Source organism: Vibrio cionasavignyae, from assembly GCF_050337155.1.
GTDB classification, from domain to species: domain Bacteria; phylum Pseudomonadota; class Gammaproteobacteria; order Enterobacterales; family Vibrionaceae; genus Vibrio; species Vibrio nomapromontoriensis.
In genome coordinates, this window is sequence record NZ_JAKJSR010000021.1 from 19599 (window position 1) to 32734 (window position 13136).

Below are 13136 nucleotides of genomic sequence, written 5' to 3' on the forward strand. Positions count from 1 at the left end.
TTACTATGTCTTCTGATTACACGGGTTCTAGCTCGGCGTATGCACGCCAAGAAAGCGGCTACCGCGAGAAAGCACTAAAGCTCTACCCATGGGTATGTGGTAACTGTGCTCGTGAGTTTGTTTATTCAAACCTTCGTGAACTTACGGTTCACCATAAAGATCACGACCATACGAACAATCCCAACGACGGCAGTAACTGGGAACTCTTGTGTCTGTATTGCCACGATCATGAGCACTCAAAGTACACCGACCACGACCGTTACGGCAGTGAAGTCAAACCGGGTCAAGATGAGCATGAAGGTGCCACTCATAACCCGTTCGCTGATTTAGCGAAAATGATGAAGAAATGACGATCATTCAGAGTCATTTTTGGCTCTGAATATCCCCCTACCTGTTCATAAACATCATTGCAGTCCTTAAGAATTAACAACGACAATTATTCCTTACTTGCAAAGCCTCGTAGCACGGTTCCAACAATCAATTCCACTTTTATACGCAATGCCTCTCCTTCAGGAGTAGGTGCGAGATCAAGCACCTGCGGCCAAAACAATTGACCTTGAAACAAACTTAAGTAAACACTTGTAATCGTTGTTGCATTAGCAGCGTGTAACTTGCCATCAGCAAGGGCTTGCTCAAACCATTGCGTAACCGCACGGGTGTGGTGAATACGCTGGCTGACACTTTTTGCTAGTTCAGGCTGTCTAAAGAACTCCATAATGATCGTTCTAGAAAACGCAATCCCATAGGTGCGATAAGACACTTCTACTTCTCGCAACGTAATGTCAACTAACTGTTGATATAAATCACCTTCAGGGTCATACGGGTAGCAACCTTCTGTTTCTACACTCTCTTGTACAATGGTCAGAACCGCTTCAAACAGCAGCTCTTTACTTTCAAAGTACCGATATAACGTACGCTTAGACACTTCTGCAGCACTACAAATATTATTCATGTTCGCAGCAGAGAAGCCATTTTCAATAAACTCTTCTCGTGCAGCCTCTAAAATGGCGCGTTTTTTTTGCTCAGAACGAGTCATTGCTGCCTCTCCTCTATGTTCGCTCAGCAGTCTATCAAAATGACAACTAAAGGTAAACTTCGGGGTTTACTTTTGCAAAGATCTACCATAACATCCAAAAATAAACTCATGAGTTTACTTTTGGCCTCTAATCTAAGGCCGCAACTTGTGCTTTGGAGAACAGCGTGGAAAACACACATACTTTTGCGACAACAAATACCCTTAAAACACAGGCATTGGTTATTGGCCTCTCTCTCTCTGGCTTATTGTTAACTGGCTGCCAGCCTGAATCTAAGCCTCACGCTTTAGAGCCTGCCATTCGTCCCGCATTAATTGAAACTGTAACTCGCCAAAGTAATGAGCATTTAAGTTTCAATGGCGTGGTGAGAGCGGCTGAACGCGCCGACCTTTCGTTTCGCGTTGGTGGCCGTCTTACCGAAATACTGGCTCAAGAGGGGGATCGCGTAGTTAAAGGGCAACTTCTCGCGAAACTTGATTCAAGAGATGCCGAAATCGCGTTAGCATCCGCTCAATTAGAGCTAAACAATGTCGAAGCAGAATATCGCCGAGCTCGTACCATTTATGACAAAAGCCAAGCAATATCAAAAAGCAGTTTAGATGAACTAACAACTCGCTTTAATCTCGCAACCAACCGTCGAGATGAAGCGAAACGTCAACTTGACTATACCCGTGTCGAAGCACCCTTTAGCGGTGTTATTGGCCAGAAACTTGTCGACAACCATATACAGGTGCAAGCCAATGCGGCCATTTTTACGCTGCATGATCTGCAAGATATGGAGGTGGTGATCCACATACCCGACAGCGTCATGCTATCTGGCTTACGGAGTACAACCGCTATCGGCGAAGTGACCGCGATACCAAATAAGCCGTTTAATTTACATTTACGCACCCACGCGACCCAAGCTGACGCAATCAGTCAAACATACGCTGTTGTACTGGGTTTTGACTCGTTAGAGGGCTACCGCGTGCTGCCTGGTATGACGGTAAAAGTTAGGCCAACCGATGAGAACAACGCACTGGTTGATCAGCTCATTACATTACCCATCACGGCGCTCGTCCCTGACAATCAAGGCAAGCAGTTCGTCTGGTTGGTAACCGAAGAAAACCAAGTTATTCGACGCTACGTTGGGGTTGGGGCATTGAGCCAAAAACGTGTCGAAATCAGTGATGGACTAACACAGGGTGACAATGTTGTGATCGCCGGTGTATCAAGTCTAAAGGACGGGATGAACATTCGTCCGGTTAAGTCCGTGGGAAATAATGCTAGTAAGGCGCAACAATGAATATCGTTCGTTATACCATAGCCAAACGCACCAGCGTTTGGGTTCTTATCGCCCTTATTTTGATTGGTGGCTATATCAGCTACTTAAAGCTAGGGCGTTTTGAAGATCCAGAATTTGTTATTCGCCAAGCCGTCATTCACACCTCCTATTCAGGTGCAACTGCGCAAGAGGTGTCTGACGAAGTGACCGATGTCATCGAAGGTGCCGTGCAAAGCCTTCAAGAATTAAAAGAGGTGAAGTCCGTCTCCAAACAAGGAATGTCGGAAGTCACTGTTGAAATTAAACTGGAATTTGCCAACAGTACTGCTGAACTGCAGCAAGTGTGGGATAAGCTAAGACGCAAGATCAATGATGTACAACGACAGCTTCCTCCTGGTGCAGGGCCTTCCATCGTTAATGACGATTTTTCAGATGTATACGCCCTATTCTTTGCCGTCACTGGTGAAGGGTTTAGCGACAAACAATTACAAGATTATGTGGATCAACTCCGTCGTGAAATCGTCCTCGTTCCGGGGGTGGCAAAAACCGCTACGCTGGCAGAGCAACAAGAGACTATTTTTGTTGAAGTCTCGAGCGAGCGCTTAGCGAGATTTGGCTTATCCGCAGAACAAGTGTTCCAAGTCCTGCAAAAACAAAACTTAGTCACCGTTGCTGGTGCGATTGAAACGAAAGCCATGCGTATCCCTGTGATACCCAGCTCTAACATTCGTACATTTGACGATTTACGTAACTTACAAGTTGGTGTTGGGCAAAGTAACACGGTCATGCGTCTGGGTGATATCGCAACCGTAACGCGGGGATATCAAGAGCCAGCAAGCATGTTGATGCGCTACAACGGCCAACGTGCTATCGGCTTTGGTATCTCAAATGTCAATGGGGGCAACGTTGTTGAAATGGGCGACGCCGTTAAAGCACGGCTCCTAGAGTTACAGCCACAGCGCCCTATTGGCATGGAGCTGCATACTATTTCGATGCAGTCTGATTCTGTTAAAGCATCGGTTGCCAATTTTATCGACAACCTCATAGCAGCCGTGTTGATTGTGTTCATCGTATTGCTGGTCTTTATGGGGGTTCGATCAGGGATCATTATTGGATTTGTTCTGCTGTTAACGGTCGCTGGTACCCTTTGCATCATGCTTATTGATGATATTGCAATGCAGAGGATCTCTCTTGGCGCGCTTATTATTGCCTTAGGCATGTTGGTCGATAACGCCATTGTGGTTACCGATGGCATTTTAGTGCGTTTACAGCAAGATCCTGTTCAAGACAAAGAAACCATCGTGTCAGACGTTGTTAAAGCCGCGCAATGGCCGCTATTAGGCGGAACTGTGGTAGGCATTTGTGCATTTAGTGCTATTGGTCTATCACCTTCAGATATGGGCGAGTATGCAGGTTCGCTGTTTTGGGTCATCCTCTACTCCATGTTTTTAAGTTGGATCTTTGCGGTTACGGTGACTCCGTTACTGTGTTTTGACTTGCTAAAGGTGAAAGCGAAAAAACAAGAGGAAAAGGTCAGTCGTACAATGGCAATGTACAAGCGCTTATTGGCGTGGGTATTACATCATCGATTGCTGAGTCTTACGATGCTACTGCTACTGATGGTCAGTGCAGTATTTAGCTTACGCTTTGTTCCGCCGGGCTTTATGCCGGACTCACAGCGCGCGCAATTTGTGGTGGATGTTTATTTACCGCAAGGCTCCGATATCCGTCGCACAGAACAGGTGATTGCTGAAATAGAACAGGATATTCGAGCTCAAGATGGGGTAACCAACATCACGAGCTTTATTGGCGGTGGCGGTTTGCGTTTTATGCTGACCTACTCCCCTGAAGCCCGTAACAGCAGCTACGGTCAATTGCTGATTGATATTGACGACTATAAAAAAATCGCTCCGCTACTGGTGCAACTACAAAGCGAACTGTCGCTCAAGTATTCTGATGCCTCCATTAAAGTCTGGAAGTTCATGCTAGGCCGAGGGGGAGGCAAAAAAATAGAAGCTGGTTTTAGAGGCCCAAATAGCGAAGTGTTACGCTCGTTAGCTGAACAAGCCAAAGCAGCCATGTTAGCGAATAACAATCTGATTGCTGTCCAAGATGATTGGCGACAACAGGTGCCAGTGCTTCGCCCGGTTTATTCAGCAGAAAAAGCGCAGCGCTTTGGGCTAACCACACAAGAAATTAATCAAGCCATCGCGCAAACGCTGGCAGGTCGGCATGTGGGTATTTTTAGAGAGGGCAATGACTTGATCCCAATTGTGGTTCGGGCGCCTGAAGCTGAGCGAAACCACCACCGAGCGGTAGAAAACACCGAAGTTTACGCCGCTAATGTGGATGGTTTTATCACAGTAAGTCAGCTGGTAGACTCGGTTGATGTTGTTTGGCAAGATGCAATTTTAAGACGTATTGATCGTGTTCCAACCATCTTGGTGCAAGCTGATCCTGCGCCGGGGGTAATGACATCCGATGCCTTTAATAGCATACAAAAAAATATTGAAGATATAGAGCTCCCACCCGGATATGAACTGATTTGGTATGGGGAATATAAGGCGTCCAAGGACGCTAATGAAGGGCTTGCTATTTCAGCCCCCTATGGCTTTGCAGCCATGATTCTGTCGGTTATTTTTATGTTCAATGCGATTCGTCAACCGCTTGTCATCTGGCTCACCGCGCCGCTGGCTGTGGTAGGGGTAACCGTTGGATTGATTCTATTCCAAACCCCGTTTGAGTTTATGGCGATCCTTGGGTTTCTAAGCTTAATCGGTATGATGGTGAAAAATGCTATCGTGTTAGTGGACCAAGCTGATGTGGAAATAGGACAAGGCAAGCAGGCCTATCAGGCAATTATCGACGCTGCGACAAGCCGCGCCCGACCTGTAATGCTTGGTGCGCTGACCACTATACTCGGTGTCGCACCGCTACTGGTAGATCCGTTTTTCAAAAGTATGGCGGTCACCATTATGTTTGGTTTGTTATTTGCCACCATCTTAACGTTAGTGGTTATCCCACTATTTTATGCGCTATTTTTTGGCATTCGTTCAGAGCCGTAACCGGTAGTACCACACAAATAAGTAGTACCACACAAAAAAATGGAGCCATAAGGCTCCATTTTTTAATTAGCATTCATTGATTATTAATCAATTAAACGTCGTAGGTAGTTGACGCTGTATCGCCACCAGTACCGGTCCAGTTTGTGTGGAAGAATTCACCACGTGGACGATCAGTACGCTCGTAAGTGTGAGCACCGAAGTAGTCACGTTGAGCTTGTAGCAGGTTAGCTGGCAAGCGAGCTGTTGTGTAACCGTCTAGGAACGAAAGTGCAGAGATAGTACATGGCATTGGGATACCAGACTCTAGTGACTTCGCAGAAACCTTACGCCACGCTGCTAGGCTGCTTTGTAGGATGTTCTTGAAGTACTCATCAGAACCTAGGAATGCGATGTCTGGGTTCGCTTCGTACGCGTCACGGATGTTACCTAGGAATGCGCTGCGAATGATACAACCACCACGCCACATAAGCGCTACGTTACCGTAGTTTAGGTCCCAACCATTTTCGTTTGACGCTTCACGCATTAGCATGAAACCTTGAGCGTAAGAGATGATTTTAGAAGCAAGTAGTGCTTGGCGAAGTGCATCAACCCACTCTTGCTTATCACCTTCAACTGGAGTGATTGTCTTCTCGAACAATGCTTCAGCTTCAACACGTTGGTCTTTCAGCGCAGATAGGCAACGAGAGAATACAGACTCAGAGATAAGCGTTAAAGGAATACCTAGGTCTAGTGCGTTAATGCCTGTCCACTTACCAGTACCTTTTTGGCCTGCCGTGTCTAGGATCTTCTCAACTAAAGCTTCACCGTCTTCATCTTTGTAGCCAAGGATGTCAGCCGTGATTTCTACTAGGTAGCTGTCTAGCTCAGTCTTATTCCAGTCCGCGAATACAGCTTGCATCTCGTCAGCAGACATACCTAGGCCATCTTTCATGAACTGGTATGCTTCCGTGATAAGCTGCATGTCACCATATTCGATGCCATTGTGAACCATTTTCACGAAGTGACCTGCACCGTCGTTACCAACCCAGTCACAACAAGGCTCGCCAGCATCTGTTTTTGCAGAGATGCCTTGGAAGATTGGCTTAACGGCTTCCCAAGCTTCAGCCGCACCACCTGGCATGATTGAAGGACCAAAACGTGCACCTTCTTCACCACCAGATACACCAGTACCGATAAAGTGAATGCCTTTCTCACGACAATGCGCGACGCGGCGGTTGGTATCTGGGTAGTTAGTGTTACCACCGTCAATGATGATGTCGCCTTTGTCTAGAAGCGGGATTAGGTTTTCGATGAACGTATCTACAACGTCACCAGCACGGACCATAAGCATCACTTTACGTGGGGCTTCTAGCTTCTCAACTAGCTCTTCTAGAGAGTAAGCACCAACAATGTTCGTCCCTTTCGCAGGACCTTGCAAAAATTCATCAACTTTGGCAGCAGTACGGTTATGCGCCACAACTTTAAAGCCGTGATCGTTCATGTTTAGGATAAGGTTCTGACCCATTACGGCCAAACCAATAACACCAATATCACCTTTCATCGTTCTCTCCATCAATTCGGCAACTTAACTTGCTGCGATTAAGTTTTATTTAACTTCATACAACCAAAGCAAACGGCTCTGATCGTTAATTTTATTTAAGTTTACAGCTCACAATAGTCTGTGTCTGTGAGGTTTTTACATGGGAAGCGCCAAGCTCGGCCGTCGTCATGCAATAACTTGTCGCACTCTTTTGGTCCCCAAGTGCCACATGCATAGCCATACAACGCTTGCGGTCCCTGCTTATAATCTAAGATTGGCTGAACAAACTCCCAGCATGCTTCTACGGCATCGCTGCGGGCAAATAGCGTGGCATCACCATTCAGCGCATCCAACAATAAACGTTCGTATGCGGTTAGCATCTGAGTCTCTTGCAATGAAGCGTAGTGGAAATTCATCTTCACTTCTTTGGCGTTAAACCCAGCACCGGGCTCTTTCAAGCCAAAACTCATTTGAATGCCTTCATCTGGCTGAATACGAATGATGAGCTTATTCTCCGGCGCATTTTTTCCAAAAACAGGGTGTGGCGTCTGTTTAAAGTGAATCACCACCTCTGTCACACGTGTAGGCAAACGCTTACCAGAACGAACGTAGAATGGCACACCATTCCAACGCCAGTTGTCGATAAACATTTTAAGGCCCACATACGTTTCCGTTCTTGAGTCGTCGGCCACGCCATGTTCATCTCGGTAACTAGGCAGGAACTGTCCGCGAACATTAGACTCGGTATACTGACCTAATACGAGGTTGTCACGTAGATCATCGTCGGATAATGGACGAAGACACTGAAGTACCTTAACCACCTCATTTCGGATAGCATCCGCGTTAATTTGTGCTGGTGACTCCATGCCCACCATTGCCAAGACCTGCAACAAGTGGTTTTGGAACATATCACGAACCGCGCCAGAGCCGTCGTAATAACCGCCACGCTCTTCTACACCAAGGAATTCTGCGCCAGTGATCTCAACATAGTCCACATACTGATGGTTCCACAGCGGCTCAAACATCGCATTTGAAAAACGCAATACCAACAAGTTCTGAACCGTTTCTTTACCTAAATAGTGGTCAATACGGTAAATTTGATGCTCTTGAAAATGCTCATGAATCTCTTTATCCAATTGACGAGCAGAAGCCAGATCGTAACCAAATGGTTTTTCAATAATAAGACGCTTCCAGCCATCTGCTTCACTGTTAAGACCGTGAGCTGCGAGACTTGCAGGAATAATGCTGTAAAGGCTTGGCGGAGTCGCCAAATAGAAAAGCGTATTACGTTGTTCAAAACCATATTGATTGGCTACGTCATCAAGACGAGTTGCCAGCTTTGCGTAATCTTGAGTATCAGACGTATCTATCGCTTGGTAATGAAGGTGGTCACAGAACGCGTCTAGTGTTTCGGGTTCCGTTTTCTCCATTTCTTGTAGCGATTTTTTAAGCTTTTCTCGATAAGACTCATCACTGTATTTTGTGCGGCTTACACCAAGAATAGCGAACGATTTTGGCAGCTGTTTGCTGGCAAACAAATGGTAAAGTGCAGGGATCAGCTTACGATAAGTCAGATCACCCGAAGCACCAAAAATAACGATGCTGCTGTTTTCAGGGATTACCATCTTTTTTCCTTAGACAATGGGGGCAGTTGTTTAGCGGACGCAATGTTAACAGCGTGCTAGACAAAAAGAAAATAACTTTTACCTATCCAAATAATAGGCAAATTCACTCAATTTATGACATCCGACCACCATAACGCAAACGTTTTACTGACCATATAAAACTAGGCTCATTAAAAACAGCATATTCCATACGACTTCATTCGCCATGACAGTGGAAAATCAAACCATTGCCAAAATTTACAAACAAATAATAATAAAATAGAAAATTTAACAATATAATAGAAAGGTCAATCGACGAATAGCTATAAGAAACAGTGAGACAGTCAATATGCTTTCAATTTTCGAAATCTACAAAATCGGTGTCGGCCCCTCAAGCTCTCATACTAATGGGCCGATGATCGCCGGGTACGAATTCACTCAACTCCTCGCAACTGACCTCGACAGAGTGAGTCGAATTCAAGTTGATTTGTATGGGTCACTTTCACTCACTGGTATTGGCCACCACACTGACCGTGCAACTATCCTCGGATTATTGGGTAACAAACCAGACACCATTAAAATCACCAGTGCTAATGAGGCCATGCGCGCCGCGATTAAAGAAGGCACATTATCCCTTTCCGGTCAGCATGATATTGGCTTCAACTTCAAAAAAGACATTCTTTTTCATGAAGAGAACCTTCCGTTACATGAAAATGGTATGACGATATCCGCCTTTAATGAGCAAGGTGATCGCCTCGCTTTTGAGACCTACTATTCTATTGGTGGCGGTTTCATCGCAACAGAAGATGAACTTAAGCATGGTAAAAAGACCAAAACCATTGAGGTAGAATTTCCATTCTCTAGTGCAGACGAAATGCTGGAACAAGCCGAAAAAAATGGTTTAAGTCTTGGCGGAATGATACTCCGCAACGAAGTATCGTTCACGGATATGGAGGCTATTAACGCCAAAACGGAACAAATTTGGCGTGTTATGACTCGCTGTATGGAGCGAGGCTTTGAAACCGAAGGCATCTTGGATGGTGGATTAAACGTTACTCGTCGTGCGCCTAATTTACTGAAAAAGCTCGAAGCCAATGCCGCAGTTGAAAATGACCCGATGGAAATACTTGATTGGGTTAACCTATTCGCTTTCGCCGTTAGCGAAGAAAACGCCGCCGGCGGGCAAGTTGTCACATCACCAACCAATGGTGCGGCTGGTGTCATTCCTTCGGTCTTGATGTACTACCATCGTTTCATCAAGGAGCTTGATACGAAACAGCTTAAAGACTTCCTTGCGGTATCTGGCGCCATCGGTATTCTTTATAAGACAAACGCTTCTATTTCTGGCGCAGAAGTAGGATGCCAAGGCGAAGTTGGCGTATCCTCATCAATGGCGGCAGCAGGATTGACCGCACTTCGAGGCGGCAGCAACGAACAAATTTGTATCGCGGCAGAAATTGCGATGGAGCATTCTCTAGGTATGACTTGTGACCCTATTGGGGGGTTGGTTCAAGTACCGTGTATTGAACGAAATGCTATGGGCGCAATGAAAGCCATTAATGCTTCTCGCATGGCGTTAAAACGCACCAGTAAATGCCTCATCTCTTTGGATAAAGTTATCGAGACTATGTACCAAACGGGCAAAGACATGCATAAGAAATACCGTGAGACATCGCAAGGAGGGCTGGCTCTCATTCATCTTGCACCGCCTTGCGAGTAATGTTGTCCAGAACGCCTAAACAATGAAAAAGCCAGCTAGATTAAAGCCTAGCTGGCTTTTTTAAATGACACTTAAGACTGTAAACGACCTGGTTTCGGTAGACGTTTAGCCACATCGGCCACGAGAACAGAAAATGGTTAACTTAGCTTGTTTTTTAGACTCGCCATCACTGACTTGCGAATTGATCCAAGCTTGGGCTTCTCTTCCACCGGAAACGGTATCGGGCGCATTAAACTGATGGTTTTAAGCCCTAATCGAGCAGTAATCAAACCAACACCCAGCCCCTGTCCCGCCCTTGCCGATAACTTTTCCGCTAAATTTAGTGACAAAATATCAGCGCTCGATTCAATGGCTAGCTCCGTTGCCCCCGCTAGCGCAATGTTTACTAACACTAACTTGAAGAGTTTTAAACGAGACCAGTATCCAAGTTCAACACCATACACTTCTGACAGTTTGTCGATCATCTTGAAATTTCGCCATGCTATTAACAGCATATCAGCGATTGCCAACGGGCTTAAAGCCACAAGCAGCGCGGCTTCTCCGGACAACTTCGACACCGTCGTGAGTGCTTGTTTATCTTGCTCTTTAAGCACCATAGATTGATACATATTCAGTACTTCAGCATCGCTATGGGCACTATGAACACTGTTTTTCCAGCGATCATACGAGGGATGCTCGGCTTGTATTCCCGCTTCCTCTGCTAATTGTTGACAGAACTTTTCTCCCTGCCCAACTCCATCACTATCAATTAACTTTTCCGCTTGTTCTTGAACCGAGAAATGATCTTTCAGCTTCCTCAGTTTGTAGAGTTCTTTCCCTAAAGCACCAATACCTAGAGTAGCAATAGCCGTGATTAAACCAGACCACCCCAATGACAGCCAATCACCTGTGTTCGCAGCAGTTATTACATTGTCAACCGCTTGCCAACCCACTAGCCCAGCAAAAGCCACGAGCAAGGTTGTGGCGACCCAGCCTTTTTTACTACTGCCTTTAATAACTCGCTCTAACTCTTTATCTTCGCTCTCACAAGACTCACTTGACACTATCGGTACAAATGTCTCTTGAGGTTCAAACAGTGTTTGACTGGTAACGTCAGAATCAACATCAACTTTCTTGTCATCTTCTGTAAATACTTGTCGCCCTTTTAGGTCATTCATCGAAGTTTATCTCCAATTAAATACTGCAGTGCTTTATCAATACGAATGTGTCCACATGGCTCATCCGCAGAAGTTTCCAGCGGCCTAAATGACGTAAACTCAAATTGCTTCGTTTGCCAGTAGTCTGGCTTTGGCAACTTAGCTGGTACGTCCCCTGGATAAAGCGTCATCGGCTCGCCATCGAGATTCGTTCCTCTCAACGCTGGTACACTCTCACCACTCTTTCCTACGAATCCCGCTTGAGTCGCCCGAATCGATGCGACACTCATACAGTTCATATCAATATTTTCGAACGCGGTTTCTTGCCACGCAGGGTGAACCATTTGTTGCAGTAGGCTCACTAAATTATTGTGTTGTTCGGGTGTAACGTGATCCGCCTTAGTCGCGGCAAATAGAATCTTGTCAATTCGAGACGAAAACATGCGACGCAGTAAGTTAGTTTGCCCATAACGGAAACTTTTCATAATTTGCTGTAATGCGTCTTTCATATCATGAAAGGCTTCATCTCCGGCCATTAAGGGCTGTAAACAATCCACCAGCACAATCTGACGATCAAAGGTTGCGAAGTGATTTTTATAGAACTGCTTCACGACCTTATTTTGGTACTCTTCGTATCGGCGTTGAAGCATGTCATAGCTACTATTTTTCACCACTTTTCCATCTGGATGTTTACATGGGAAAAACTGCAGTACTGGCGCGCCTTGCAGCTCACCTGGTAAAACAAACCGCCCAGGTTGTACCCAATGAAGGCCGCGACTTTTACAATCAAATAGATAGTCAGTAAACACGTGTGCGACTTCAGCAATGTTTTTTTCATTGGCTGGTGCGTTCAAATCAAAGTCTTCTAACGTGGCTAACCATGCTTGTGCACATTCCAAGCGAACGCCTTTCAAGTGTTCAAATTGCAAATCACTCCATTGCTCAAATGTCATATCCAATAAAGGTAAATCGAGCAACCACTCTCCCGGATAATCAATCACATCTATGTGCAGTGTTGAAGTTTTACTCAATAACCGTTTCGCGCCTTTTGCTGGCTTGTATTTTAACGCTAAACGTATTTCGCTTACGTCTCTTGTCGGCTTTGGCCAATCTGGTGGCGTACCATGCAGTTGAACCATCGCTTCATCGTAAGCAAAACGCGGAACCATCAGATTTGATTGCGGCATTCGCTTAGCCCCAATCAAGCGTTTATCGCGTGCGCACTCTAATAAAGGCAAGTTGTCATGAGTCGATGTGTGAAGTAATTGATTAACTAACGAAGTAATGAACGCGGTTTTCCCCGCGCGAGACAAACCGGTGACCGCTATTCTCACATGAGAGTCCATGCTGCGATGTAAAAGATCTGATACTTCCTGACCAATTCGGTTCATTCAACGAACTCCAAATAATTAACGAGATTGCAGTATGCACTATACGAGATTAATGAAACATGAACAAAAAACCCCTGAAACTATTCAGGGGCTTTAGTAATAATCAGGAGTACAATAAACGCATGACGGGGCTAATCGTCTTCGATGAGCTTGTAAATAACGAACAGGGCAATTTCAAGCAGTGCGGTGAGTACGCATACCATGGTCACGTATTTTTCATTAAAAATACTTACCCCATGAAGAATCAGATCGTAGCCGACAAAAAAACCGACGATGAGCAGTACTGCAATTTGTAATATTTGTATAAATCGAGGCATTCGCGCACTCTCCTTCATTGTTTTTTTCAGTATACTGCTGAATTATAGATAAAAAAGAGAGTATGTCTGCACATACTCTCTTATTA

General features: G+C 45.4%; 10 protein-coding genes. 4 read left to right on the top strand and 6 right to left on the bottom strand.

What is annotated here, in order from left to right; all coding sequences use genetic code 11:
* Window positions 1-5: 5 nt before the first annotated feature.
* A complete protein-coding gene (locus tag L4D74_RS16820) occupies window positions 6-350 on the top strand; it encodes a YajD family HNH nuclease (RefSeq protein ID WP_265676656.1) in 345 nt (114 codons plus the stop codon).
* 86 nt (window positions 351-436) lie between these two features.
* On the opposite strand, the gene L4D74_RS16825 is transcribed toward L4D74_RS16820, so the two are convergent.
* Window positions 437-1036, bottom strand: coding sequence for a TetR/AcrR family transcriptional regulator (locus L4D74_RS16825; RefSeq protein ID WP_428753441.1), 600 nt, complete (start codon window positions 1034-1036; stop codon window positions 437-439).
* 164 nt (window positions 1037-1200) lie between these two features.
* Between L4D74_RS16825 and L4D74_RS16830 the strand changes: the two genes are divergently transcribed.
* Together L4D74_RS16830 and L4D74_RS16835 are read left to right on the top strand one after the other, a co-directional pair.
* A complete protein-coding gene (locus L4D74_RS16830; RefSeq protein ID WP_428753442.1) occupies window positions 1201-2319 on the top strand; it encodes an efflux RND transporter periplasmic adaptor subunit in 1119 nt (372 codons plus the stop codon).
* On the top strand, window positions 2316-5363 hold the full coding sequence (locus L4D74_RS16835; RefSeq protein ID WP_428753444.1) for an efflux RND transporter permease subunit: 3048 nt from the start codon (window positions 2316-2318) through the stop codon (window positions 5361-5363). Before L4D74_RS16830 ends, L4D74_RS16835 begins: the two co-directional genes overlap by 4 nt.
* A 91-nt stretch (window positions 5364-5454) precedes the next feature.
* Here the strand turns inward: L4D74_RS16835 and gnd are convergent, their stop codons facing one another.
* Window positions 5455-6903 carry a decarboxylating NADP(+)-dependent phosphogluconate dehydrogenase gene (gnd, locus tag L4D74_RS16840; protein ID WP_265676690.1) on the bottom strand — a complete coding sequence of 483 codons (1449 nt, stop codon included), beginning with the start codon at window positions 6901-6903 and terminating at the stop codon, window positions 5455-5457.
* A 101-nt stretch (window positions 6904-7004) separates the two neighbouring features.
* Window positions 7005-8507, bottom strand: coding sequence for a glucose-6-phosphate dehydrogenase (gene zwf / locus L4D74_RS16845; RefSeq protein WP_428753446.1), 1503 nt, complete (start codon window positions 8505-8507; stop codon window positions 7005-7007).
* A 328-nt stretch (window positions 8508-8835) separates the two neighbouring features.
* On the opposite strand from zwf, the gene L4D74_RS16850 reads away from it, so the two are divergent.
* A complete protein-coding gene (locus L4D74_RS16850) occupies window positions 8836-10206 on the top strand; it encodes an L-serine ammonia-lyase (RefSeq protein WP_428753447.1) in 1371 nt (456 codons plus the stop codon).
* A 137-nt stretch (window positions 10207-10343) separates the two neighbouring features.
* Here the strand turns inward: L4D74_RS16850 and L4D74_RS16855 are convergent, their stop codons facing one another.
* The 3 genes from L4D74_RS16855 to L4D74_RS16865 form a co-directional block, all read right to left on the bottom strand.
* Window positions 10344-11363, bottom strand: coding sequence for a YcjF family protein (locus tag L4D74_RS16855; RefSeq protein WP_428753449.1), 1020 nt, complete (start codon window positions 11361-11363; stop codon window positions 10344-10346).
* A complete protein-coding gene (locus L4D74_RS16860; RefSeq protein ID WP_428753450.1) occupies window positions 11360-12733 on the bottom strand; it encodes a YcjX family GTP-binding protein in 1374 nt (457 codons plus the stop codon). Before L4D74_RS16860 ends, L4D74_RS16855 begins: the two co-directional genes overlap by 4 nt.
* A gap of 131 nt (window positions 12734-12864) precedes the next feature.
* On the bottom strand, window positions 12865-13050 hold the full coding sequence (locus L4D74_RS16865) for a hypothetical protein (RefSeq protein ID WP_428753451.1): 186 nt from the start codon (window positions 13048-13050) through the stop codon (window positions 12865-12867).
* Between the last annotated feature and the right edge of the window lie 86 nt (window positions 13051-13136).